This is a genomic window from Pseudoalteromonas sp. QJM3NY_22 (genome assembly GCF_056173065.1).
Map to the genome: position 1 here is coordinate 647,755 of NZ_CM149655.1, position 26,136 is coordinate 673,890.

The following is a 26,136-nucleotide window of genomic DNA, read 5'->3' on the forward strand; positions in this document are numbered from 1 at the left end:
TAAATATTAACTATAAAAGCGCGAAGTAAATTCGCACCTACTGGGTTGCACATATTGTAGGTGAGGTTTTATACCTCGCTTTTTAGCACCAAAGCCACGTTACATGAGCGCGAAGTAAATTCGCACCTACAGGGTTTTACATATTGTAGGTGAGGTTTTACACCTCGCTTTTTAAACACCCAAGCCACGTTACATGAGCGCGAAGTAAATTCGCTCCTACAGGGTTCACATATTGTAGGTGAGGTTTTACACCTCGCTTTTTAAACACCCAAGCCACGTTACATGAGCGCGAAGTAAATTCGTACCAACAGGGTTTTACATATTGTAGGTGAGGTTTTATACCTCGCTTTTTTAAACACCCAAGCCACGTTACATGAGCGCGAAGTAAATTCGCACCTACAGGGTTTTACATATCGTAGGTGAGGTTTTATAATTTAATCTCATCAGCTGTTAGCAATCTATATTCACCACTTGCCAAGTTTTCATCTAATTTAATGCCTGCAATCTGCTCGCGATGTAACTCAACGACTTTGTTATCTACCGCGTAAAGCATACGCTTAACTTGATGATACTTACCTTCACTTATTGATAAACGCAGTCCGTAATTAGCAAGTCGTTCGGCAATCGCTGGGCGGGTTAAATCTTTTTCATTATGGAGCATGACACCTGTTCGTAATTGCTCAAGCGCTTCGTCGGTTATAGGTTCTTGAGTTTCTACTAAGTAAGTTTTAAATTTATTGCTTTTAGGTGACGTAATTTTATGTGACCAATCGCCATCATTGGTAATAATAACTAATCCTGTGGTATCTATATCAAGACGACCTGCCACGTGAAAGTCGCTCATATTTGGCTCATTAAGTAAGTCAAAAACGGTTTTGTGTAGCTCGTCACTATTAGCGCATACATAGCCAACAGGTTTATTTAGCATGTAATAGCGCTTACCTAAAAATACCAAAGGCGTACCTTGGTGCAGTACTTCGTCTTGCTGGGCTAGCTGAAAATTATGTGAGGTAATTATTTCGCCATTAACGCTTACTTCTTTTCGCTTAATACTAGCGCGAGCTTGGGTGCGCGGTATTTCAGCTAAGTGGCTAATAAATTTATCTAAGCGGCAAGGGAATTTCATTTTGGTTCACATTTTTAGTCGGCTACAATGGGCGCGATTATAGCCGATAGTGAAATACCATGACAGTGCACAGCACACAAATATTAAGCCTTTACCAAGCAAAAATAGACACGGGTGAATTGTGTTTTGATGCTGCGCAGCAAAATGCGGTGGAAGCTTTAAATACGCTAGGCGAGCAACTTCAAGTTCACACATTATGGTGGCAAAAAGCGCCCTTAACAAAAGGTGTTTATTTATATGGACCAGTAGGGCGCGGTAAATCTATGCTGATGGATTTATTTTATAAAAACCTACCGATTGAGCAAAAGCAGCGGCTGCATTTTCATCATTTTATAGCACAAGTGCATGCCCAACTTTCGAAGCTACAAGGTCAAAAAAATCCATTAATCTTAATTGCAAAACAGTGGGCTAAAAACATCCGTTTACTGTGTTTTGACGAGTTTTTTGTGAGCGACATCGGCGATGCCATGATTATGGCCAGATTGTTCAATGCGTTGTTTGAACAAGGTGTTGTGCTGGTGGCCACATCGAACGCAAAGCCAGAGCAGCTTTATTACAACGGCCTACAACGAGTGCGATTTTTACCTACTATTGATTTAATTAATAACCATTGCCATATAATTAACGTGGCAGGGGAGGACGATCACCGCTTTAGATATGGTAAAAACAGCCGGCACTATTTTATTAATTTACCTAAACATGATTTTCAAAATGAGTTTTTAGTTTCTTATCCTGCTGCAACATACAGCAATACAATTAGCGTGCATGGCCGTGATTTACCTTATTTATTAAAAGCCGATAATGTCTTAATGATTGATTTTATGGCGCTATGCTCCGGCCCGCGTAGTGCTAACGATTATATGTATTTAGCAACGCAATTTGATGTGTTATATGTATCGAATGTGCCACAAATGGGTGTTAAGGCGACGGGTAAAGTTATAGTTCACGGTATAGAAGATAGTTATCAGCGCGAAAAACAAACGCTTGATGAGCACACCTTTGACGACGAAACGCGTCGCTTTATTGCCTTAGTAGATGAATTTTACGATTGCCATAAATTGCTGGTAATAAATGCGCAAACCGACATTGAACATTTGTATAAAGGTAAAAAATTGCGCTTTGAATATGCACGCACACAATCACGCATAGTCGAAATGCAAAATTGGTAACGCTTTGGTTTGATATATAGTAGGCGTAGAGCTTGCTCACGCGAGAAGCATAGCTTCTAATTATTAAGCTATTTTAAAAACTGCGTTTTTACACGCCAGCAAGCTGTGCGTCTACAAGTGAGTTTAACCACAGCGCTAAATTTTATCTGTAGACGTAGAGCTTGCTCACGTGAGAAGCGTAGCTTCTAGTTATAAAGCTATTTTAAAAACTGCTTTTTTACACGCCAGCAAGCTGTGCGTCTACAAGTGAGTTTAACCACGGCGTTAAATTTTATCTGTAGGCGTTGAGCTTGCTCACGTGAGAAGCGTGAGCTTCTAGTTATTAAGCTATTTTGAAAACGGCGTTTTTACACGCCAGCAAGCTGTGCGTCTACAAGTGAGTTTAACCACAGCGTTAAACTTTACCAGTAGACGTAGAGCTTGCTCACGTGAGAAGCGTAGCTTCTAGTTATAAAGCTATTTTAAAAACTGCGTTTTTACACGCCAGCAAGCTGTGCGTCTACAAGTGAGTTTAACCACGGCGTTAAATTTTATCTGTAGGCGTTGAGCTTGCTCACGTGAGAAGCGTAGCTTCTAATTATTAAGCTATTTTATAAAAACTGCGTTTTTACACGCCAGCAAGCTGTGCGTCTACAGGGAAACTCAATGGCTGGAAATGTAGACGCCTGGCTTGCTCACGTTAAAGCTATAAACTCACCCTTCTTGGCGCACAATATTTTCAAGTGCACGAATATTGGTAATCAAATCCTGGCGTTGCGGGTTAGCTTGCAATGCTTTTCTAAGATGCTTCAGCGCACTAGAGTAGTCTTTAGAATCAATTGCTATTTGCGATAACCCAAGCCATGCCGATAGTTGGTAATCAGGTAGAGCTTGTGCACGAACATACATAAGTTTAGCTTGGGTGAGTTGGCCTTTACTGCGATATATACTCGCTAAACTAAGTAAAGCATCACCTAAATTCGGGTTTATTTTAAGTGCGTTGTTTAAACTTTTAAGTGCGCGCTTAGTATTACCTTGTTGCATAGCAATTTGTGCGCTGTATACAGAAAACTGCGCTTGTTCATCACGGGGTAGCTGCTTAGTTAATCTTTTTGCGCTGCCTATTAGCTCTTTAGCTAAATCCCATTTTTGTTGAGATACAAGCCAGCCTAAAGTTTGCATCGTGGTATTAATAACCTCAACTTGCTGCTGTTTAGTGGCGTGTTTTAAACCTTGCTTTAATAAACTAACAGCGCGTTCAGTGCTGCCTTCACTTAAATGCAGCTGGGCTGCTAAAAGCTGGTTACTGGTATCTTTAGGGTTGAGTTTTAAGGCCACTTCAATGGCGGCAAGTGCTTTTTTATTTTGCTCTAATTGCAGTGCTATTTGTGCACGTTGTAACCACAATTGAGCATTATCAGGTGTTTTATTAAGTAACTCTTTTAATAATGCATTTGCTTGATTTAAATCGCCCGATTCAATTAAGGCAAACAATAGCCCTTGTTGGTACTGAGGCGTTTCAGGGGCAAGCATCAGTGCTTGACGATAAGCGGCTACTGCGCTCCAAGGCTGGCTGTGTTGTATATGAATATAAGCAAGTTGCGCATAACTTTGTGCATCTGCTTGGCCCTGTTCAATACTGTGTACTAGGTGTGTTTGTGCCTTGTTGTAATTTGCTTGTTGCATGTATAAAAGACTCAAGCCTTGGTGTGCTTTTACTAAGTTAGGTGCGGCTTTTAAACATGCTAAATATGCATTTTCGGCGTTATCGAACTCTTTTAAGGTGAGTAAAACCTGAGCACGCAATAAATTGAGTGCGGTGCTATCTTGCGTGAGGTCGCGGTTTTTAAATAGCGCGGCTACTTCGTTATAATTACCTGCTTGTAGTAATGGTTGCACTTGGCGTGCAAAGCCACGTTCAGTCGGTTCAATAAGCATTTCAGTAGGACTAAGTAATTTATTATTTATGGCCAATTGCCATGTTGGATCGCTAGGAGATAAAATTACTTTCAGTGGAGTACTTACTGTGTTTGCATTCACATTACCAACAGCTAATAAAGGCAATGAGCACATTAAAGTTGTTAGTAATGCGTGAGTGAAAGGTTTTAGCGTTTTAATTACGTTCATATTTTTCATTTTAATAAGGCTTAAAGCTTAAGGTTTAAATTCAATGGGCCAAATAAAGCGAGCGCGTACGACTTCGCCTTCTTTTTTAGGCGCGCTAAAGCGACTCTGTTTAATTATTTTATCGATTGCAGGTTTAAGCGACGGATACGGATTTTGCACCACTTCAATCAAACTTACATTGCCACCCTCATCAATTAGTACATCGAGCTTTACGGTAAATGTATCAATACCTTGGCGAGTTAAGCTTTTTGGGAGTAATGCTTTTACTGGTGTGAGTAAAGTGGGTAGGCCGTCGAGCTGGTTTAGGCTAAGTGCATCCCAATTTACATTGACCGATTGCCATTGTGGCGTACTTACTTTTACACTTGGCGTATCGGGTCTTACAATTTTTAGTTTACTCTTTATTTTAATTTTAACTGCTTGAATAGAAGCGCCAGCGCCTTCCACCATTAAGCTTTGCGCAGGCTCATTTGCTTGTTGCTGTTGTATTGAAGGCGGAGGTGGTGGCGGTAATGCCACCATAGCTACCTCGCGTACAATAACTTTATCTTGCACTATATGTTCAGCTAGTTGAGCGAGCCATAAAAGTAACAATGCAGCAGTAAGTACTATTAGGCTTAGCGCAAATGCAAACAATGGATGACGAATATTTCGTGATTTTTGGGTCGGTGTAATCGCGTACATATTATTGTTTGGTCGCTAAATTAACTTGCGCCGCGCCGGCAAGCTTTGCCTCGTCAATCACTTGAACAAGCAACTCGGTAGGTACTGTTTTATCGGCTTGAATAACCACAGGGCGCTGTTGTTGCTTGAGCATTTGTTCAACGCTGCTGCGCACGCCAGCAACACCAATTTGGCTGCCATCAAAAAATACTTGCTGGGTGTCTGTTATGGCTAAAAATATAACTTGTTGTTCTAGACGGCTGGCCGATACGGCTTGTGGTTTATCAACCTCAACGCCACTCTCGCGTACGAATACCGTAGTCACAATAAAAAATATTAACAATATAAATACCACATCAAGTAGCGGCGACATATCAATATGTTGGCCAGATTCTTGTTCTAAACGATGTTTTAAACGTGATTGCATGGTTATTACCCTAATTGTTTACTTAGTGCATGTAATTTAGGGTTGCGCTGCGAATATGCTAAATAGGCTTGCATTAACCAAGCAGGAATAGCGCACACCAGACCAAGTTGAGTGGTTAGTAATGCATGGCCAATTGCATCACTCATTAACTCATTATGACCCAGAGCCATAACTTTAAAGGTATCGAGTAAGCCAACAATTGTGCCTAGTAAACCAAGTAGTGGCAAAGCCGCAGTTAAAATAGAGCTTACTTCTTGCCAATAACCTTTGCGCTGTGTTTGATAATGTTTCAGATGTAGTAAGTCATGAAAAATCAATTGATACACAAATAAAGCCAGTAAAATAATGCACCAACAAATAGGATTACTAATGATTTGATCAAACATTGTTTTTTCCTTCATCTAGCTGACTTAGCTGTAATGCAAAGCCTTCTAATTGGCTGTAATAGGCTTTAGCTTTACGCGATAACAAAGCGTTTAGTACCAGAGCTGGTATAGCAACGACTAAACCAAGTTCTGTGGTTATGAGTGCTTGTGCAATGCCACCCGATACGACCTCAGGATCGCCTGATCCGAACAAGGTCATCATTTTGAATGTTTCGATCATACCGCTTACAGTACCCAGTAAGCCAAGTAGTGGTGCTACTGCTGCGGTAACGGCTATTGCACCAATAAAGTTATCGAGCTTATGTTTATCGTGGATAAGTTGGTTAAATAACTGATCATCTCGTATTTGGCCTTTTTCGCTTTGTAAGGTTAGGTTAAATAGCTGTTGCTGCATGCCATTAAATTCGCTGCTATTTTTACTTATAAACAATTTCTGTAATTGCAATTGCGAGTGCATTTTTATTTTATTTAAACGCAGTAACTGAGCTGCTTTCAGTAATGCGATAGTTAGTGCAAAGCAGGCAAATAAAATAATAGGAATAGCCCATAAACCGCCTTTTTCTAAATGCTCTAGCGGACTTTCTTGTTGAGACTGACTCGTTACTAAATGCGTTAAACTCGGATCAAAAGTGAGGAGTGTAGATCCTACGCCATTTTGTTTTAAGGTATTATCGAGTGGGTTATCGTCACTTGTAGATTGCACTAGCGCTACCTTTAACGCGTTAGATTTGTCGTCTAAATCGAGTAATCCAGCTAGTTTTGGGGTTTGTGTACTAAACCAAGCAACTGGGCCTATTTGAAGGGTATTCGCTTGGCTTAATTCGCCATTACTTAGCACAACCGATTGCTTTTTAAATTGTGGATAAAGTGCCTGTTTTTGGTCATTAATAAGTGATACTACTTGTTTCAACAATTCGTTTTGATCATTAGAAATGTGTTGGTTTTTACTATTTTGGCGTACAAATCGATTTAACAAATTTAGCTGATATTGTTGCTGCTGTTGCCATGTATCTAGGCGTGTTTGCAGCTGATTTAAGCTCAAAGTATCTTCATCAGCAAGGCGGCGGTTAACGGCAGCCTGCTCTCGTAATTTACTTAGTGATTGCTGCTTGTTAAATATATTTTTAGCAAGAGCGGCTTGCTCTTTGGCAATGTTATTTTGAGTTTTATTCAACGCGCGTTGAGCTGTTTTAATGTCACTTAAAATACTTTGTTGCGCGTCATCACTGCTTGCTGCAAAAACGATGTTTGCACTAAAGAGTAAAGCTAAAATATTAGCTATTTTAAAGATGCGGGCGAAAATCATTATTTAGCCCCTTTTTGTGTGTTTTTTGCATAACTTAAGATAGGTAGTGTTACCCAGTCAGCAGCGCGCTTTTTTTGTTGAACAGCTATTCCTAATGCAACTTGCTCAGCGTTAATGCTCGGATCGAACTCCCACTGCCAGCCTAAATCACTTGGAAAGCCAATGCCTACATAACTTAAATCTTCACTTACAAACCAAGCTTGGGCTGCACCTAAGTAAAGCTGTTTTACCCATACTTCTTGGCCGTCAGGGTGCAGAATTGCCATTTCGTGTATAGAGATCCGTTGCTGAAAATCACGTAATAATCCCAGCATCTTGAGTGCTGTTTGCAATTTATCTGTGGTATTTAGTTGTGAGTTAGTTAAATCACCTGTGTTTTTCCAACTACTTAAAAGTGGCGGAGGTAATTGCACTTGTAATGAAAGTAATTGCTGGGAAATGCGTGTAAGTTGTTCGTTTAATTGTTGTTGATCGTTTTCAAGTTCCGATTGTTTAGTAACAAGCTGTTCGCGTTTTTGGGCAAGCTCGCTGGTGCTTTTTTTTCTACGCTGATTAAGCTCGCTAAGTTGCTGTTGCTCAGCATCTAGAAGCGTTAATGTTTGCTCCATACTGCTTTTTTGTTCAAGCCAATGAGTATTTAATTCATTGTTTTGATTTTCTATTTGCAGCCATTTGTTGATGAGTTGTTCTAATTCGCTAACGGTATCGGCTTGCACTGTCATAGCGCAACAAAGCGCGATAACCATACTGATTGGTTTAATTAAACTTCGCATTGTTCAACAAAGACCCTGAAAGTTACGACGAGTAATTACATGGAGCAATTACTGTTAATTTTTAAGTGCGCATACAATATAACAACGGGTATAACAACGCAACTGATAACAATTGGTATTTACATTTATTTGTGGCGGTGGTAGGATTCTGCCGAAATTCAATATGTACCTTAAATTAACAATAGTTAAGTGCTTAATAAAAACTACGGAGTAACCATGAGTAAGCCATCGAATAAAGGAAATGCGTACGTAAAGCCAATTGCAGCGGTTGTTACAGCTACGCTTTCAACTTGGGCAAGTGCACAGGATGTTCAAGAATTATCGGTAACGAAAGCGCAAACTAAAACCGAGTCTAGCTATGTTGTAGAAAAATCAACATCGCATAAATATACTCAACCGCTACTCGATACGGCTAAAACAGTTACTGTAATTAACCAAGCGGTAATGAAAGATAGAAACGTAGATAGCTTACAAGATGCATTACGTAATGTATCAGGTATTTCTTTAGCGGCTGGCGAAGGTGGTTCTCCTACTGGCGATAGCATGTCTATTCGTGGCTTTAGTGCCGCAAGTGATATTTTTGTTGATGGCATTCGTGATGTTGCAGGATACACCCGCGATGTTTATAACATTGAAGCCGTTGAAGTAGCTAAAGGCCCTGGTTCTGCGGTCTCTGGTCGTGGTGCAACAGGCGGTAGTGTTAATTTAGAAAGTAAAAAGGCGAAGTTAGACAACTTTAATGATGTTTCATTACGTTTAGGTACAGAAAATGATTACCGTGGTCGTTTTGATACTAACATTCAAGTAAACGATACAAGCGCACTACGTATCAATCTTCTTACTGATAAAGGTGATGTTGCAGGTCGCGATCATGTTGAAAATGAAACAAATGCTGTTGCGTTTGCATTTGCAACAGGGCTTGGTACAAAAAGCCGTTTTGATTTAAACCTAGAGTATCAACGTCAAGATAATTTACCAGATTACGGAATTCCTTGGGTTTCCAGTGATACGCCAGTAGCTGAACTTGCAGATAGCGCGCGCTCACCTTCCCCTGTTGACTTTGATAACTTTTACGGTAATATTTATCGTGATTACGAAGATATTGAAGCTTACTCAACAACAGCTCGTTATGAGTATGATTTTTCTCAAAATACTACGTTACGTGTGCAAGGTCGTTTAGGTAAAGTTAAGCGTGAGTCAGTAACAACTGCACCGCGTTACTTCTCGGTTACAACAGACACTGATATTACCTTTGCAGATGAAAAAACACGTGATACAGAAAATTCACTTGCTGCACTTCAAGTTGATTTAATTGGTAACTATGAGTTTGCAGGCTTTACTCACGACGTAGTAGTGGGTGTTGAACTTGCAAATGAAACGTTTACACGCCATAACTTTGTTGCAACTACGCCTGATAACCTAATTGAAGATGGAATACGCAACGACTTATACAACCCTGATGCAACAATTGCATTTACGGGTGTGTACGGCCGTGATGGTACAAGCATTGAAGCTAAAGCTAAAAACCAAGCTATTTATGTATTTGATACAGTAACGCTTAACAAGCAATGGGAAGTTACAGGCGGAGTTCGTTTTGATAGCTTTACTACGGATTACCATTACGATTACGCGAACCCAAGTGCTTTAATTTCTACAAGTGACGACTTATTTAGCTGGAATGCAGCTGTAGTTTATAAACCTACAGAAAACGGCAGTATTTATTTTGGGGCGGGTAATTCGTTTAATCCTTCAGCCGAAGGTATTACGGTATCTACTCGCGGAAATACAGCAGATCTTGATCCAGAAGAAAGTAATAGCTATGAATTAGGTACGAAATGGAACTTAATGGATGGTCGCTTACAAACTAATGCAGCTCTTTTCCGTACTGAAAAAACAAATGCTCGTACCGATGATCCATTTGCAGAAGATACACGAGCTGATTTATTAAATGGCGAACAACGTGTTCAGGGTTTAGAGTTATCAGCTACAGGTTTAATCACCAAAGAGTGGACCGTTATTGCATCGTATACTTATCAAGATAGCGAAATAACTAAAGCATCAGGTGACGATATTATTCAAATAGGTAACGAATTACCACGTACGCCTAAAAATAGTGCGAGCATATGGACGACATACGAAATATCTGAGCAATTATCATTTGGCGCAGGTATGCAGTATTTAGGTGAGCGTTACAGTAGTTCATCGTCTACTCGCGCTCGTGCTCCAAGCTACACTATTTTTGATTTAATGGTCGCGTATGATGTATCAAAAGATTTGAGCTTGCAGCTTAATGCTGAAAACTTAGGTGATAAAGATTACGTTAACCAGTTAGGTGGCGGACACTTTGTTCCTGGTGAAGGTCGTAAGTTTAGCTTAACGGCAAGTTACTCTTTTTAAACTTTACTTTAAGAGTACATAATCATTAAGGGCAGAAATTTCTGCCCTTTCTTTTTATTATGTGAGAGGGCGCACATGTTAGTTAAAATACCAGAGTTGTTAACTAAAGAAGAAGTTGCTTATTGTCATGAGGTTTTACTAAAAGCACAGTGGGCAGATGGTAGTATTACGGCTGGGCATCAATCAACGAAAGCTAAAAATAACTTACAGTTACCTGAAAATAGTCCTGAATGCCAAGAGCTTGGCGACATTATTATGGCAGCTCTCGCTCGTAGTAATTTGTTTATGTCGGCAGCGCTTCCTGCAAAAATTTTTCCTCCGTTATTTAATTGTTACCAAGGCGGGCAATCGTTTGGTGTGCATGTAGATAATGCCATTAGGCAGGTTCCTGGTACGCCTGTAAAAGTACGAACAGATGTATCAATGACGCTTTTTATTAATGAGCCTGAAGATTATGAGGGTGGAGAATTAGTTATTGAAGATACGTATGGACCGCACAGCGTAAAATTACCAGCTGGGAGTATGGTGTTGTACCCATCAACCAGCCTTCACCGTGTAATGCCAGTTACAAGTGGGCGTAGGTTAGCCTCATTTTTTTGGTTGCAAAGCATGGTTAACAGCGACGAAAAACGTGGTTTACTCTTTGATTTAGATATGTCGATTCAAAGTTTGCGCAGCAAAGTAGAAGATAGCCCTGAGATTATTCAGTTAACGGGGGTTTATCATAATTTGCTTAGGCAGTGGGCACAGACATAACGAAGATACTCGTTATTAAGTGTTAGATTTAGATATAAGTAATTAAAAGCTGCGCTTTTCGCGTGAGCAAGCTCTACGCCTACCGGCAAAGTTTTACAGTGTGGTTTGATTTACGTGTAGACGCACAGCTTGCTGGCGTGACGAGCAACGCTCGTAATCTCATGCTTTGGTGTCTTCTCACTTACCTTTATTCTCTGTTTTTTGTGCAATAACGTTTTAGATAATTTATTTATATAGAGTGTAAAGGGCGCTTTACCTGCTGGTGCAACAGGCAAAGCTTATAAATTACTTTTTACTTAACCTTTATAGCCGTTGGGGTTATTTGACTGCCAACGCCATGTATCTTGCATCATTTCATCAATGCCACGCACCGCTTCCCAACCAAGTTCATTAAGTGCTTTTTCTGGTGCTGCATAACAGGCGGCTATATCGCCTGGGCGGCGAGGTGAAACCTGATATGGCACAGCCTGATCGCTGGCTTTAATAAATGCATTAACCATTTGCAGTACAGAATACCCGTTACCAGTACCCAGGTTATAAACTAATGCACCCGTGCTGCTGGCAATTTTATCAAGCGCTTTTAAATGACCAATTGCTAAATCTACAACGTGTATATAGTCGCGCACACCTGTACCGTCAACTGTGTCGTAGTCATCGCCAAATACAGCAAGTTGCTTTAATTTACCCACAGCAACCTGTGCAATAAACGGTAAAAGATTATTTGGGATACCGTTAGGATCTTCACCAATTAGGCCCGATTCATGTGCGCCAACAGGGTTAAAGTAACGCAAAATAGCAAACGCAAAACGCTCGTCTGATTTAGCGATATCTTGCAGCATCATTTCAACCATCAGCTTAGATGTGCCGTAAGGGTTTGTAGTACCGCCCACAGGGAAGTCTTCTTTAATTGGTAAACTAGCCGGATCACCATAAACGGTAGCTGATGAACTAAATACTAATTTAAATACACCAGCTTCGCGCATTGCATCAACAAGCGTTAACGTACCTTGTACATTATTTTGGTAGTATTCAATTGGTTTAGCCACTGATTCACCAACCGATTTCAAGCCTGCAAAATGTATAACGCTATCAATAGAGTGTTTAGCAAACACTGAATCTAAAAAAGCTTTATCGAGAATATCACCTTGGTAAAAGGTAGTATCTTTACCTGTGATTTTTTTAACACGAGCAAGAGATTCTTGCGATGAATTGCTCAAATTATCAATAACAACAACATCATTACCTTGCTGTAAAAGTTCTAAAACAGTGTGCGAGCCAATATAGCCTGCGCCACCGGTTACTAAAATAGTCATGAAAGCTCCGTGGGTACCTTTTATCAATTAAGCTAATTTCACCATAAATTATGATTATTTACATGCATTATCTGTATTTATTATTGCTCTACTAAAGTCTTTTTTAAATTAAATACAGTTAATGTGGTTTAGAGTTTATTGGTCTTTCAGGATTAAAATTTGTTCTATCTAAGGAGTATTTAATCGCGGCGAGAGGTGTGTAACCTAGTCGGTTCGACAACTTCCCTTGCGTTATCGCCTATGTATGGAGAATAACCATATTAAAATCAGCGTACTACTGAAACTTCTAGCTAGGAAGAGAAGCCGGCTTTAATCGCAACAGGAAGTTTTAAAATCACAAAAAGCACGGTTAGGACTTTTGTTGCATTGTGAAAAGGAACTAAACTAGGTACATTTGGTGCTTACTCAAAGGGAATTTTATGAAAACAAAAATATTACTACTCACTTTATCTATCGCTTCTTGTTCTACTTTTGCTAACGATGTTAGTTTTTCGATTGGGGGTGGCTATCCTTATTTAGTTATTCCAGAAGTGTCTTTATCGGCTAATGAGAATCAACAACGCTGGTATGCAAACTATAAAATAGGCCTTGATGATGGATTTTCAGCAGGTTTTGAACAAGCAGTAAGCGATAATAAAAAGCATGCATTTGGCGTGCTTGTGGGCGCTATTGGCGCAAGAGATACAGACCAAGAATGTGAAAGTTCAACAAATGATATAGCAACTGACTTTGCTAATACGCTAGGCTGCGCAATTGGCAGTATTTTTGATGAGGAAACAACTAACGGCATAGGGCTTACTTACAGCTATAACTTTAATGGATTAAACAATGCCGGTTTTAGACTGGAATTAGATGTAGGCTACGGTAAAACAAGTGACAGCAATGAAAAAAGAGCCGATGGCGGTATTAGCGTAAGTTACGAATTTTAACTACGTAGGATTTGTATTAGTTAGTATTAAAAAAGGCGCTTAAAGCGCCTTTTTTAATGAGCCGCTTTTAATGGCGATTAATTTTAAAGTCGAGTTGTACCTGAGAAATAGCGCTAACGGGTTTGCCATTTTCAAACTTTGGCGCGTAACGCCATTGCTCAAGCGCTGCTTTGGCTGATTTTTCAAATGCGCTGCCCCCTTCAGAGCTAAGTACTTTTGGGTTTTTTACAAAGCCAGCTGCGTCTACCTCAAACTCCATAACAACGCTACCATCGGTACTAAATCTGGCTTTGTTAACTGGGTATTTAGGGTTAACACGATAGAGTGGCGTTTGCTCTTGCGATTCTTTCCATGGCACCATTTTAGCAATTGCTAGACAGTGTTTAGTTGCTTCTTCGCTTTTACCTTGTTTTTCGTACAGGCCAATAAGCTTAGAGTGAGCGCTTAGCTCTGCGCTGTGATCAAAGTTTAAATTACTATCGAATACATTCACTATACGGTTTAGCCTTTCAATCGCTTGATTGTATTTTTTACGACCTTCTGCGAATGAGGCCATTAAAAAATCGGCTTTTATGCGCTCTAGTGAGTTTTCTGGTAAGTTTTCTTGGTAGTATTCGTCGGCTTCTTCTAGGTAGTTTTTCGCTTCGCGATATTTTTTAGAGCTAAACTTTTTAGCAAGCAGTGATGCCGCTTCTAGTTTCATGTCGGCTACAAATTTAGGCTTATTTTGTGTTTTAGCTATATCTATTACTTGTTCTAAAAAGTTAGCTGCTTTGTAAGCTGATGTTGTGTAGTTAGCTTGGCCGAGTAGTGCACCAATTGTTTCTATTGATAGTTTACCGTGGTTTGCAGCTAAAATAGTATGGGCTTCGTTATAGAGTGCAAAACGCTGTTCGTCTAGCTCATCGCCGTAGCCTTTTATTGCTTTAGCGTAATTAATAGCTAAGTTGGCAGTATTGTCGTCGCTTTTACCGTAAACGGCTTTACCTGATGTGTAAGCAAGTTTGGCAGTTTGTTGTACGTTTTTGTCTGCTTTAACTGCTGCTAAATAGCTTTGGTATGCTTGGCTAAATACCGTTTGAGGATCGCTTGCTTGGCTGGCAAGTGCTGTAGTGCTTAAAGTTGTTGCGCTTAAAGCAGACAAACTTAAGCCTATAAATAAAGCGAGTTGCTGACGTTTCATAATAATCCCTATCGTTGTTTAAAATACAAAATACCAAACGCGCCCGTAAGTGTCACTGATTAAGGTAAATCAACGTAAATAACATTGGGTGTTATTTGTATTAATTTATTGCTAACAATCATTGAAAATAACGCCTGTCGTCGCCATATAATTGCCATAAACAGTCTTGTACTACGGTGTATTTATCCTATTTTGTGATATTATCACTTTATTGTCGTGTCGTAGTTATTTAAATATTTGGATTTGTCGTGGCGCAAGTAAGAGCAAGAGTCCAGCTTAATGTTGGCAGAAATAGTGATATCCCTGCAGAAATAATCTCATTTACTGATTTAAAAGATGGTAAAGAACATATTGCTATGGTGTTTAACAACGCCGATACAGAGCAAGATGTACCGCTTATTCGTATGCATTCAGAGTGTTTAACAGGCGATGTATTTTACTCATCGCGTTGTGATTGCGGCGAGCAGCTAAATGAGTGTATTGAAATGATGCACGAGCAAGGCGGTATTTTATTGTATTTACGCCAAGAAGGCCGTGGCATTGGTTTATACAACAAAATTGATGCTTACGTACTGCAATCGCAAGGTATGAACACCTACGAAGCTAATAATCATTTAGGCTTTGCTGATGATTTACGTGACTTTTCGGATGCGGTATTAATGCTTAATGCGCTTAATTTAAGCCACGTTAAATTAATGACCAATAATCCTAAAAAGCTTAACGCATTAAAAGATGCCGGTATTAATGTTGACTCGGTTGTGGGCACGCATGCGCACATTAAAGCGGGTGTTGCGGGTAATAAATCGTACCTAGAAACAAAAATTAAGCATGGCGCGCATATGTTAGATATTAAGAAAATTAAAAAACCTTAATCATTTAATTACGTTTCGTCTATTAATCCCCCCTCACGCCAAGTTATACTTGGCGTGTTTCGTTTTAAATTAAGAGCAAGTATGTCTACACAATTACGAATTTTTAAAGCCGATGCAGGGCTAAAGTGGTTAAAAGCCGGATGGCTTATTTTTAAAACCCAGCCAGCAACCTTTATTTTTATGCATTTATTTATTGGCATTGTAGGGCTGCTGTCTTTATTTTTACCTTTACTGCAAGTAGTTGCAGCACTAGCTACGCCATTTTTAACCGCAGGGTTTTACCAAGCGGTGCTTAGTAAGCAGCAGGGCGGAAAAATTATGCTAGCCGATATTCTCAAGCCATTTACGGCTAAGGGAAATCGTTTAGGGTTATTACGTTTAGCACTTTATCAAATGGGTGCGGGTATTTTAATGGCGTTACTTGCTAATGGCTTATTTGCCGATGCAGTGGCTGTTATGAGCCAACCAGGACTTGATCCAAACGTAGCACTTGAACAAATGCTTGAGAGTATTTCGGGCGCGAATGTAATTTTATTTTTTATGGCAATGCTAATTTATTTAACGGCGTTTGCTTACGCTGTACCGCTTGTTTATTTTAGTAAAGAAACACGCATTTTAACGGCGCTGAAAAAGTCGTTAATGGTGTTTTATCATAATATTTTGCCACTTGGCGCTTTTGGTCTTATTTGCGCATTATTTATGGCGCTTTCGATGTTCTTATCGTTCTTACCACTGTTGATTTTAATGCCGATTTGCTACATTAGCTTTTTTGTATCTTATCAAGCCATTTTTATGCCTGTTGTACCACCGAGTGACGACATTAATGTTAAGCCACTTAGTAGTGAAACAAGCGGGCGTTTTGACGCTTAATGGATGATAAATTAAAGCAAAAACTAAAAAACTATGTACTTTGGTTACTAGGGCGCCAAGAATATTCGCGTCGTGAGTTAACGCTCAAATTACAGCAAAAAGAAGCGACAGAAGAGTTTATTGAAACGCTGCTTGATTGGTGCGAAAAGCACAATTTTATTAACGAGCAGCGATACTGTGAAGGCTTTGTAAGAAAACACATATTTAAATGCCACGGGCTTAAGCGAATAAAAAGCGAAGCTATGGGCAAAGGGATTGATCGTTCGCTACTTGAAATGGTAGTTGAAGAGCTTGAAATAGATTGGTTTGAGCTTGCGCAGGATGCGTACAATAAAAAATATTCGAATACACCGCCAAACCTCGATTACAAAGATAAAGCTAAGCGCGTGCGCTACTTAATGTATCGGGGTTTTAGCTACGATGAAATTAATTTTGCAATGCAAGCACAGTAAATACAGGTGAGACTTTCAAATGCAGCACATGACTACCGCACAAATTAGGCAACAGTTTTTAGACTTTTTTGCCAGCAAGCAACATCAAATAGTACCTTCTAGCTCGCTTATACCGGGTAACGATGCCACGTTGTTATTTAACAATGCCGGCATGGTGCAATTTAAAGATGTATTTTTAGGCGCAGAAAGCCGCCCTTATACACGTGCGACAAGCTCGCAGCGCTGTGTACGTGCTGGCGGTAAGCATAACGATTTAGAAAACGTAGGCTACACTGCTCGCCACCATACATTTTTTGAAATGTTAGGTAACTTCAGCTTTGGTGATTACTTTAAGCAAGACGCGATTAAGTTTGCATGGGAGTTTTTAACTGAGGTAGTAAGCCTACCTAAAGAAAAACTTTTAGTAACTATTTATCACGATGATGAAGAAGCGTTTGGTTACTGGGCTAACGAAATTGGCTTACCAGAGGATCGTATTATTCGTATTGCGACCTCAGACAACTTTTGGTCTATGGGCGATACGGGTCCGTGTGGTCCGTGTTCTGAAATATTTTATGACCATGGCGAGCATATTTGGGGCGGACCTCCGGGCTCTCCAGAGGAAGACGGCGACCGTTTCATCGAAATTTGGAACCTTGTATTTATGCAATACAACCGTCAAAGCGACGGTACAATGTTGCCTCTACCTAAGCAATCTGTTGATACGGGAATGGGCCTTGAGCGTATTTCTGCTATTTTGCAGGGCGTGCATTCAAACTACGAAATCGATTTATTCCAAGGCTTAATTGCTGCTGCTGCAAGTGTTACTAATGCACAAGACATGGACGACAAGTCACTACGCGTAGTGGCGGATCATATTCGTTCGTGTGCGTTTTTAATCTCAGACGGTGTTATGCCATCTAACGAAGGTCGTGGTTATGTACTGCGCCGTATTATTCGTCGTGCTGTGCGCCACGGTAACAAGTTAGGTGCACAAGGTTCGTTTTTCTATAAATTAGTTGCTGCGCTAATTGAGCAAATGGGTCAAGCGTACCCTGAGCTTGCTAAGCAACAAGAAATTATTGAAAAAGTATTACGCATTGAAGAAGAACAGTTTGGTAAAACACTTGAGCGTGGCTTAGCTATTTTAGAAGAAAGCTTAAGCGACCTTAAAGGCGATATTATACCGGGCGACTTAGTATTTAAACTTTACGATACGTACGGTTTTCCAGCTGATTTAACGGCCGATGTTGCGCGTGAGCGCCAGATGACAATTGATCATCAAGGCTTTGAAGAATGCATGGCTGTACAACGTAAAACAGCGCAACAAGCGGGTAAGTTTGGTGCTGATTACAATGACCAATTAAAATCAGATAAACACACTGACTTTAAAGGTTACGACAGCACACATTACAGCGCGACCGTTATTGAAATTTTTGCCGGTGGCGAAGCTGTTCAGTTATTAGAAGATGGTCAACAAGGTATTGTAGTATTAGACCGTACACCGTTTTACGCTGAATCAGGCGGCCAAACGGGTGATACTGGTACTATTACAGTTGCTGGTGGCGAATTTAATGTTACCAATACCACGAAGCTTGGTAATGCTTTTGCTCACCACGGTACTGTACAAGGCCGTATTGGTGTTAACGATAAAGTGGATGCGACTATTGATGATACGCGCCGCGACAGCATTAAGAAAAACCACACAGCGACGCATATTTTACACGAAGCACTACGCCAGTTATTGGGCGACCATGTAGGCCAAAAAGGCTCACTTGTTCAACCTGATCGTTTACGTTTTGACTTTTCACATTTTGAAGCGGTTACTAAAGATGAGCTTCGTGAAATTGAGCGTGTAGTTAATGATGAAATTCGTCGTAACTTTGCACTTAATACTGAGCTTATGGCAATTGATGATGCTAAAGCGAAAGGTGCTATGGCATTGTTTGGCGAAAAGTACGACGACGAAGTACGTGTAGTTACTATTGGCGACTACTCTATTGAGCTTTGTGGTGGTACTCACGTTGAGCGCGCTGGCGATATTGGTTTATTCAAAATAGTATCTGAAAGTGGTATTGCCGCAGGCGTTCGTCGTATTGAAGCCGTAACCGGTGCAGATGCTGTAGCGTACGTTGGCGAGCAAGAACAAAAATTACATGATGTAGCTGCTTTAGTTAAAGGCGATAGTGCATCGGTACTTGAAAAAGTTACTGCCTTACTTGAAAAGTCTAAAGGTCTTGAAAAGCAAATTGCGCAACTTAACGATAAGTTAGCAAGTGCAGCGGGCGCGTCTTTACTTGACTCAGTGGTTGAAATTAATGGCGTTAAGCTACTTGTAGCAAACGTTGAAGGTACTGAATCTAAAGCACTGCGTGGTATGGTTGATGACCTTAAAAACAAAATTGGCTCAGGTGTTATTGCACTGGGTGTTGCCAGTGGCGACAAAGTAAGCCTAATTGCTGGTGTAACTAAAGACTTAACAGGCAAAGTAAAAGCCGGTGAGTTAGTTAATCACATGGCAGGCCAAGTAGGTGGTAAAGGTGGCGGTCGTCCAGATATGGCACAAGCCGGTGGTAGTGAGCCACAAAACCTTGCTGCTGCACTAGATAGTGTTACAGCTTGGTTAACTGAGCGTACTTAAGCCTAAGTGGCGCTTATTGTTCAAAAATTCGGTGGCACTTCGGTCGGCTCAATAGAGCGAATTGAAGCGGTCGCCGACCTTGTTGTAAAAACCAGGCAACAAGGACATCAAGTGGTTGTGGTGCTCTCGGCTATGTCGCGAGAAACCAACCGCTTAATTAACCTCGCCAAACAAATTGATACTCGCCCGAGTAGCCGTGAACTAGATGTACTTATTAGCACCGGAGAGCAGGTTTCTGTATCACTGCTTGCTATGGCTATTATTAAACGTGGTCATTCAGCTGTAAGCTTATTAGCCGATCAAGTCAATATTCTAACCGACAACATGTTTGGTAAAGCTCGTATTGCTGAGGTTGCTGCTACGCGCTTAAAGCATGAGCTTGAGCATAATCGTATTGCTATTATTGCTGGGTTTCAGGGACGCGATGTTGAGGGCAATATTACAACGCTTGGACGCGGCGGCACCGATACATCGGCTGTAGAAATAGCAGCGGCTATAAAAGCCGACGAATGCCAGATCTATACAGACGTTGACGGCGTATATACTACAGATCCTCGTGTTGAACCTAACGCGCGCAGAATGAGCCAAGTTACTTTTGCCGAAATGCTGGAGCTGGCAAGTTTAGGGGCGAAAGTTTTGCATATTCGCTCGGTAGAAGCCGCAGGCAAACATAATGTGCCACTTAGGGTGCTTTCGAGCTTTAATCCCGATGAAGGTACATTAATAAGCTTTGAGGTGAACGATATGCCAAGCAAGGTTGTATCGGGGGTTGCGTTTAATCGTGACGAATGTTTAATTAAGGTAGAAGGTGTGCCAACGGGGACGCAATATCTTTCAAAAATATTGAAACTTTTTGCCGAAAATGGCATCGAAATAGATATGATTAATCAAGTTAATCATAACTTTGAAAAAATAGACTATGCTTTTACTGTGCACACGAATGATTACCTGCAAGCAATTGAATTGCTCACTGAGCAGCAAGTTCAATTAAGTGTTCAAAATATATGCGGATTAACCACAGTGGCAAAAGTGTCTGCTGTTGGTATGGGTATGAAATCGCATTCTGGTGTCGCGAGTCTATTTTTTGAAGCATTAGCGCAAGAAAACATTAATGTAGTTTTAGTTTCAACATCCGAGATTAAAATTTCAGTTTTAATAGATGAAAAGTACTTAGAGTTGGCTGTTCGTGCATTACACAAAGTATTTTTAACAGAAAATGAATAGATTGGGAGTTTTTACTTACTTTTCAGTCTAATTTTTATTAGTATGTTTAAGTGGAATCTTATAATTTTTATTGGAACATGGGAGCAATAGAATGCTAATACTAACTCGTAGAGTAGGTGAAACCCTAATGATTGGTGACGAAGTAACAGTTACCGTTCTAGGTGTTAAAGGAAATCAAGTTCGAATCGGTGTTAACGCACCAAAAGACGTATCAGTGCATCGTGAAGAAATTTACATGCGTATACAAGCTGAAAAGTCTAACCCTGAGCCGGGCAATGCTTAATCAACATGTAATACCAACCTGCATAAATCTTTGATCAATTTAACGAATTAAATTACACTATAACGTTGTTAAAAATTTTTTATTTAGAACAACTAGATACAAAAACTTTTGCCTAGTTCTAGCGTAATTTTCTTAACGTTAAATAGACCCCATATATATGCAGATTGGTATAAAATAGCTGAGTAATTTACTTAGCTAAACAAAAAAGCCACTCATCGAGTGGCTTTTTTGTTTATATAATTAATAATTTCGGGGCTTAAAATTTGTTTTGAAATATATTGCATACCACGTTTATTTTTTAATAATAATCCGCGCTCTGTATTTATAACTTCGTTTATATCTTGCCATACTAATTGATAGTTTTTGTAATGATTAACCGATTTAATGCCTTCGTCATCAAAAGTAAGGGTGACTTCTGAGCCAGATGCTCTGCTGAGCATTTGTCTGGTTACCCACCAAGGACGGCGATAGTAAAAGGCAACGCATTCAAGAATTGCCAGCATGATTAAAAAAGAACCTAAGTAATGATCATTTAAACCATAAATACCAAACAAACCCAGTGCTATTAATAGCACGAGTAGAAAATATTTAGGTTGCGCACGTTTACTGTAGAGTTATTGTCAAATCTGGTGTATGAGCTCATCTTGATGCTCTGTTTGATCTTGAGTTATTCTTTCGCCGTCTTTAAATTTTACCCCTGTAATTACTTCAGCCAGTAGCTTAAATCCTCGCAAGCGGTACCATTTTTTCTCTGCCGACTGCGCGAGTTTAAAAACCATCATTAAGGTGGTTGTCCGGCTGCCACAACTCTTCACTTTATGCGTTCTCAGCCTTACCGTCGCAAACGTTGACTCTATCGGATTACTCGTTCTTATGTGCATCCAATGCTCAGCAGGATAATCATAAAATGCCAGCATTTCATCTTTATCCTTCATCAAGCAATCCGTCGCTTTTGGGTATTTGACTGAGTAATTTTTAACAAATAAATCATACGCTTTATAAGCAGAAGCTCGACTCTCTGCCATCCAGATATCTTGTAAATTCGCTTTGATTTTAGGTTGCATTGATTTCGGCACTTTGTTTAGCACATTCGCGATTTTATGCACCCAGCAACGTTGATGTTGGGTTGTTGGCCATACTTTGGTGAGGGCATTCCAAAACCCCAGCGCACCATCCCCTATGGCCAATTTTGGTGGTATTGTTAGACCCTGTGAGCGCAGTTGATTTAACACTTCAGTCCAGCTCTGCTCAGACTCACGAACCCCGTCAACCACCGCCAATAGCTCCTTTCTGCCCGTTTCATCTACCCCCATAATTACCAGTAAGCACAGCTTATCATCCATTCGAATTTTACTGTAAATCCCATCGGCCCAGATATACACATATCGACGTTTAGCCAAGGAACGTTTAGACCACTGCTGATACTCCGTTTCCCAGGTGGATTTCAACCGAGAGACACTATTGGCCGACAAACCTTTGGCTTGCTCGCCTAAAAGAGACACTAAAGCGGGCTGCATATCACCCGTCGAAATTCCTCGTAAATAGAGCCATGGGATCAGCTCTTCGATATTTTTTGTCCGTTTCAGATAAGGCGGGATCAAGGCACTATTGAATTTAATGCCTTCCTTTTTTCGATCCCTGACTTTAGGTATTTTGACCTCAATATCACCAAGGCCTGTTTGGATCGTACGCTCAGGCTGGTGACCATTTTTGACGATCCGCTGAAGTCCCTCGACGGTCTCATGCTGGTATTGAGCCAATAAAACAGCCAACTCAGCCTCAATCGCTTGAGCTAACAACTGCTGCGCCCCGCTTTTAAGCAACTGCTCTAACGGATTGTCTGGTTTTTCAATGGAAATAACATTATCATTTTCAGTCATTGCGATGTCTCTCTGGTTAATTGTTGATCCGGTCAAGATCAATTAACAGATTACATCGCAATGACTTTTTCTCATACACCAGAAACGACTATAGCTCTTTACTGTAAGGAAGCGACTCATCAAAGCATTCATAAAAGTAAGGTCTATCAAGTGTATAGGTAGTAGTTAATGCCATATTGCTTTACTTAAAACATATTTTTTCCTATTTTAGCAAGCTAAGCTGCAAATGCGCAGTGTTTATAATAAAGAACCTGAACTCTGGATAATAAATCTATCTCAAGCAGTTATTGTCAGCGCTAACTGCATTAAATTTATTTGCAGTAGGCCAGCTATTGACGCGTAAATTAGCCTTGTTTTCACTGAAAATCTCTTAATCAGAGCTCAGGTTAAATAATATTTTTTCCTTGTTCAGGATCTCTTGATTTATCTGCTTGTTCACGTATTTCGTCAGTATCACTGCTCACATCATCGAGTGTTTTAGTTTTATCGTCTGTTTCGTTAACTATGTTTTTTACTTTTGGTGATTGTTTTTGCTCTGAACCAAAAATAGTTTCGTTAGCAGGGGTAAGTAAAATACGCTCTCTTGCGTCGTCAGGCATGCTGATATTGTGCTTTGTAAATTCGTTTACAAGTTCTCGCATAAGTTGTGAGCCTACTTTTAATGGGCTGTGCTGCTCGCTATTAACCCAAAAGAACAAGGTAAAGTTAATAGTGGATGAGCCAAGGTTTTTTATTAATACTTGCGCTGGTGGGTCGCTTAGTACGGCACTTTGCTGATTGGCAATGTCGAGTGCGAGAGTTTGTGCATTGCGTATATCGTTATCATAGCCAATACCTATTTCTACTTTACCGCGCATTTTGGGATTGGCGGTGAGATTTTTAATGGTGTTTTTGTACACAGTCGCATTTGGTATTTGAATATGATTACCATCGTAATCCACTAGTGTTGTTGCCCGTGCGGTTACTTTTTTAACGATCCCTAAGCGATTATCTACCTCTATTACATCATCAATTTTAAAAGGTCTTTGTATGCTTAGTAATAAACTGGCGATGAAATTTTCTGCTATGTCTCTAAAAGCGAAACCTAATATTAAGCCTATTAATCCTGTTCCACTCATAATAGCGACTGCAAACTCAGTAAGCCCAGCTAAACGTAAAAATAAGTACACGCCTAATAAAATAATTAAGGTACTAATACTGCGCCTTGCGACTAAGTGAACGAGTTTACTGTCGGTCATATAATCGATGGGTTTTATAAGTAGTCGCGAAAGCGGCCCTGCGATTAAATAGCTTAGTACTAAAAGGACTGTGCCAAGTAATAGAGTGGGTAATATTTGCGCTGTTGCGTGCAGTAATTGCAGACTTTGTTCGTGGAAAAAATGCCATGAAAGTATATCACCTTCAAAACTATGTGTTATGAGAGGGGCATTATTTTGTACTATGTTGTTTGCTTGGCTACTGGGCATGGCTGTCATCCGTGTTTAGTTTTTATAATTGTTAGCAGCAAGTTTAGTACCAAATGTTCAATATAACTTGGCAAACATTTTGCTGAGATAACGTAACACAAATTTTGGGATTTAGAATGAAAGAGACTAGGGGCTGTTGATCTTTCACATTGGTAGCCAAATCATTGCACATGCCAGCGCTAACATACTCTCAAACTGTAATTTCAATTTATCGTACCTTGTCGCTATAGCACGGAAGTGCTTTAGCCTTGCAAAGGCATTTTCAACTAAATGCCTATATTTATATAAGCACCAATCAATATCACCATTACCTGTTTTTGAGTTTTTCTTTCTAGGGATCACTGGGCTTGAGTTTCTCTCTCGAACCTTATTTCTAATGACTTCACTATCATAGCCTTTGTCTGCGATAACAAAATCGCCTTGGGGCAATAATTCAATCAGTTCATTTGCCACTTTACTATCATGAACATCGCCGCCTGTAATAATAAATTCAATTGGTAAGCCATAACTATCAACAGCTAAATGAATTTTACTTGTATTACCGCCACGACTTAATGCTATCGCTTGTTCTTGTTGAGACGCAGCACCTGTACTGTGTTGATGTGCTTTAACATAACTGCCATCAATGAATTCCCACTCAGTGTCACTATTGGCGGATAATGATTTGAACAACCTTATTAATATTCCTTTTTTAGACCAAAGTAGAAATCGGCGGTAAATAGTATTCCATAAACCAAAACACTCAGGGAGGTCACGCCATGGGCAACCAACACGTAAGCGATATAAAATTCCTTCCATCGTTTGTCTGTGTTCAAGCTTGTTATAAACTCTATCTTCAAGCAAAATTGATTTTAGCTTCGACCACAACTTATCAGTGAGCATTAATCGGGGCATGGTAATCTCGTAAGGTTTGTTTTTGGCGAAGTAAATTATACGAGATTACCGCTTACGCACAAAATTCAAACAAAGATCAACAGCCCCTAAACGAGGGCAGCAAGCAGCTCAACCTGTGCATATTCCTGTAGTAGGTTGGTGGGATATTGTTAAGCGTATTTTTAAGCAAATGAACGAGGACAATTTATCGCTTGTTGCTGCAGGAGTTGCGTTTTATGCACTGCTTGCTATTTTTCCGGCTATTGCCGCCGTTGTTTCTATTTATGCTTATTTTTCCTCTCCTACTGATATTAGTGAACATTTGAGTTTGTTTGTTACGTTATTACCTGACAGCTCACGAGAACTCATTTTGTCTCAAGTTTCAAGTCTTGCTCAAAGTTCAAACGCTAGTTTAAGTATCAGTGCATTGGGAACCTTAGTACTTACTATTTGGAGTAGTTCTAAAGGGAGTCAGGCGCTTATTACTGCGTGTAATATTAGTTATCGAGAATACGAAAAACGCTCATTTTTTAAAGCGTTACTAGTGCGCTTTTTATTTTCTATGGGTGCGATTATCGTTGCTATTTTTTCACTTATAATTATTGGTATCTTGCCAATTGTACTTAACTTAGTTGGACTTAAAGAAGGCATAGATTTACTGATCAAGCTTATTTCTTGGCCATTATTGGCTTTAATATTTAATTTTACATTAGTGCTCTTATATCGCTACGCCCCGCACCGAAAGCCAGCTAAATGGCGTTGGATCACAATAGGATCCTCCATTGCTACCGTGCTTTGGATTTTGGCATCTATTGGTTTTTCATTTTATGTGTCGCGTTTTTCGAGCTATAACGAAACCTATGGCTCGTTAGGTGGGGTAGTTATTATGTTAATGTGGCTTTATATAAGTGCCTATATTGTTATTTTAGGCGCTTCGACTAACGCCGCAACGGAACAACAAACGGCGATAGACAGCACAATAGGCCCCGCAAAAAAAGAGGCAATCGAGGCGCATATGTAGCCGACCACCTCGATGTGAAAAACAAGTGATTTAATTTACTA

At 40.0% G+C, this 26,136-nt stretch carries 22 protein-coding genes and 3 pseudogenes; 11 read left to right on the forward strand and 14 right to left on the reverse strand.

From position 1 onward, the window contains the following. Positions 1-427 precede the first annotated feature (427 nt). Complete coding sequence (gene rsuA / locus AC0VZ4_RS02920; protein ID WP_475440866.1) at positions 428-1,126, reverse strand: 16S rRNA pseudouridine(516) synthase RsuA; 699 nt, start codon at positions 1,124-1,126, stop codon at positions 428-430. Between the two features lie 59 nt (positions 1,127-1,185). Between rsuA and zapE the strand changes: the two genes are divergently transcribed. After that, a complete protein-coding gene (zapE, locus tag AC0VZ4_RS02925) occupies positions 1,186-2,295 on the forward strand; it encodes a cell division protein ZapE (RefSeq protein WP_475440867.1) in 1,110 nt (369 codons plus the stop codon). 693 nt (positions 2,296-2,988) lie between these two features. Here zapE and AC0VZ4_RS02930 read toward each other — a convergent pair. Genes AC0VZ4_RS02930 through AC0VZ4_RS02955 form a run of 6 tightly spaced genes read right to left on the reverse strand, consistent with a single transcriptional unit; the run spans position 2,989 to position 7,956 of the window. Next, complete coding sequence (locus tag AC0VZ4_RS02930; protein ID WP_149606508.1) at positions 2,989-4,401, reverse strand: tetratricopeptide repeat protein; 1,413 nt, start codon at positions 4,399-4,401, stop codon at positions 2,989-2,991. 27 nt (positions 4,402-4,428) lie between these two features. Next, complete coding sequence (locus AC0VZ4_RS02935; RefSeq protein ID WP_033031925.1) at positions 4,429-5,085, reverse strand: energy transducer TonB; 657 nt, start codon at positions 5,083-5,085, stop codon at positions 4,429-4,431. Position 5,086: 1 nt separating this feature from the next. Continuing rightward, on the reverse strand, positions 5,087-5,491 hold the full coding sequence (locus tag AC0VZ4_RS02940) for an ExbD/TolR family protein (protein ID WP_007378977.1): 405 nt from the start codon (positions 5,489-5,491) through the stop codon (positions 5,087-5,089). 5 nt (positions 5,492-5,496) lie between these two features. Next, positions 5,497-5,877: a MotA/TolQ/ExbB proton channel family protein gene (locus tag AC0VZ4_RS02945; RefSeq protein WP_149606507.1), complete on the reverse strand. Its 381-nt coding sequence runs from the start codon at positions 5,875-5,877 to the stop codon at positions 5,497-5,499. Continuing rightward, positions 5,870-7,183 carry a MotA/TolQ/ExbB proton channel family protein gene (locus AC0VZ4_RS02950; RefSeq protein ID WP_475440868.1) on the reverse strand — a complete coding sequence of 438 codons (1,314 nt, stop codon included), beginning with the start codon at positions 7,181-7,183 and terminating at the stop codon, positions 5,870-5,872. The genes AC0VZ4_RS02945 and AC0VZ4_RS02950 overlap by 8 nt, the downstream gene beginning before the upstream one ends. Beyond that, positions 7,183-7,956: a DUF3450 family protein gene (locus tag AC0VZ4_RS02955; protein WP_475440869.1), complete on the reverse strand. Its 774-nt coding sequence runs from the start codon at positions 7,954-7,956 to the stop codon at positions 7,183-7,185. The genes AC0VZ4_RS02950 and AC0VZ4_RS02955 overlap by 1 nt, the downstream gene beginning before the upstream one ends. Before the next feature lie 216 nt (positions 7,957-8,172). Here AC0VZ4_RS02955 and AC0VZ4_RS02960 point away from each other — a divergent pair, with 216 nt between their 5' ends. Next, positions 8,173-10,353: a TonB-dependent receptor gene (locus tag AC0VZ4_RS02960; RefSeq protein WP_475440870.1), complete on the forward strand. Its 2,181-nt coding sequence runs from the start codon at positions 8,173-8,175 to the stop codon at positions 10,351-10,353. 75 nt (positions 10,354-10,428) lie between these two features. Further along, complete coding sequence (locus tag AC0VZ4_RS02965) at positions 10,429-11,109, forward strand: Fe2+-dependent dioxygenase (protein ID WP_475440871.1); 681 nt, start codon at positions 10,429-10,431, stop codon at positions 11,107-11,109. Between the two features lie 296 nt (positions 11,110-11,405). Here AC0VZ4_RS02965 and galE read toward each other — a convergent pair whose 3' ends face one another. Next, positions 11,406-12,422 carry a UDP-glucose 4-epimerase GalE gene (galE, locus tag AC0VZ4_RS02970; protein ID WP_007378962.1) on the reverse strand — a complete coding sequence of 339 codons (1,017 nt, stop codon included), beginning with the start codon at positions 12,420-12,422 and terminating at the stop codon, positions 11,406-11,408. Positions 12,423-12,841: 419 nt separating this feature from the next. Here galE and AC0VZ4_RS02975 point away from each other — a divergent pair, with 419 nt between their 5' ends. Then, positions 12,842-13,351: a hypothetical protein gene (locus AC0VZ4_RS02975; RefSeq protein WP_475440872.1), complete on the forward strand. Its 510-nt coding sequence runs from the start codon at positions 12,842-12,844 to the stop codon at positions 13,349-13,351. A 67-nt stretch (positions 13,352-13,418) separates the two neighbouring features. Here AC0VZ4_RS02975 and AC0VZ4_RS02980 read toward each other — a convergent pair whose 3' ends face one another. Then, complete coding sequence (locus AC0VZ4_RS02980) at positions 13,419-14,534, reverse strand: energy transducer TonB (protein ID WP_475440873.1); 1,116 nt, start codon at positions 14,532-14,534, stop codon at positions 13,419-13,421. 248 nt (positions 14,535-14,782) lie between these two features. Between AC0VZ4_RS02980 and AC0VZ4_RS02985 the strand changes: the two genes are divergently transcribed. The 6 genes from AC0VZ4_RS02985 to csrA all read left to right on the forward strand — a co-directional run bounded on the left by AC0VZ4_RS02985 (position 14,783) and on the right by csrA (position 20,855). Next, entirely contained in the window at positions 14,783-15,406 is a 624-nt protein-coding gene (locus AC0VZ4_RS02985) for a GTP cyclohydrolase II (protein WP_007583803.1), read from the forward strand. A gap of 81 nt (positions 15,407-15,487) precedes the next feature. Beyond that, positions 15,488-16,276, forward strand: coding sequence for a BPSS1780 family membrane protein (locus tag AC0VZ4_RS02990; protein WP_096792483.1), 789 nt, complete (start codon positions 15,488-15,490; stop codon positions 16,274-16,276). Beyond that, positions 16,276-16,728, forward strand: a complete 453-nt coding sequence (locus AC0VZ4_RS02995) for a regulatory protein RecX (RefSeq protein ID WP_096792484.1) — start codon at positions 16,276-16,278, stop codon at positions 16,726-16,728. The genes AC0VZ4_RS02990 and AC0VZ4_RS02995 overlap by 1 nt, the downstream gene beginning before the upstream one ends. 19 nt (positions 16,729-16,747) lie before the next feature. Further along, positions 16,748-19,348 (forward strand): alanine--tRNA ligase, encoded by a 2,601-nt coding sequence (gene alaS, locus AC0VZ4_RS03000; RefSeq protein WP_475440874.1) that lies wholly within the window; start codon positions 16,748-16,750, stop codon positions 19,346-19,348. Between the two features lie 6 nt (positions 19,349-19,354). Beyond that, entirely contained in the window at positions 19,355-20,572 is a 1,218-nt protein-coding gene (locus AC0VZ4_RS03005; RefSeq protein WP_475440875.1) for an aspartate kinase, read from the forward strand. Positions 20,573-20,663: 91 nt separating this feature from the next. Beyond that, positions 20,664-20,855, forward strand: a complete 192-nt coding sequence (csrA, locus tag AC0VZ4_RS03010; RefSeq protein ID WP_011327236.1) for a carbon storage regulator CsrA — start codon at positions 20,664-20,666, stop codon at positions 20,853-20,855. 212 nt (positions 20,856-21,067) lie between these two features. Here the strand turns inward: csrA and AC0VZ4_RS03015 are convergent. The 5 genes and pseudogenes from AC0VZ4_RS03015 to AC0VZ4_RS03035 all read right to left on the reverse strand — a co-directional run. Then, positions 21,068-21,466: pseudogene (locus tag AC0VZ4_RS03015) on the reverse strand (YcxB family protein); the annotation flags it as partial. A gap of 9 nt (positions 21,467-21,475) precedes the next feature. Continuing rightward, the gene (locus AC0VZ4_RS03020) at positions 21,476-22,735 is read right to left on the reverse strand and encodes an IS256 family transposase (RefSeq protein ID WP_475439694.1); all 1,260 of its coding nucleotides are present in this window, start codon (positions 22,733-22,735) and stop codon (positions 21,476-21,478) included. Between the two features lie 97 nt (positions 22,736-22,832). Next, positions 22,833-22,910: pseudogene (locus AC0VZ4_RS03025) on the reverse strand (YcxB family protein); the annotation flags it as partial. A gap of 211 nt (positions 22,911-23,121) precedes the next feature. Continuing rightward, entirely contained in the window at positions 23,122-24,201 is a 1,080-nt protein-coding gene (locus tag AC0VZ4_RS03030) for a mechanosensitive ion channel family protein (RefSeq protein ID WP_008135008.1), read from the reverse strand. Between the two features lie 144 nt (positions 24,202-24,345). Next, a complete protein-coding gene (locus tag AC0VZ4_RS03035; RefSeq protein WP_475439649.1) occupies positions 24,346-25,095 on the reverse strand; it encodes an IS5 family transposase in 750 nt (249 codons plus the stop codon). Positions 25,096-25,132: 37 nt separating this feature from the next. Between AC0VZ4_RS03035 and AC0VZ4_RS03040 the strand changes: the two are divergent. Beyond that, a pseudogene (locus AC0VZ4_RS03040) lies at positions 25,133-26,124 on the forward strand (YihY/virulence factor BrkB family protein). Positions 26,125-26,136 lie beyond the last annotated feature (12 nt).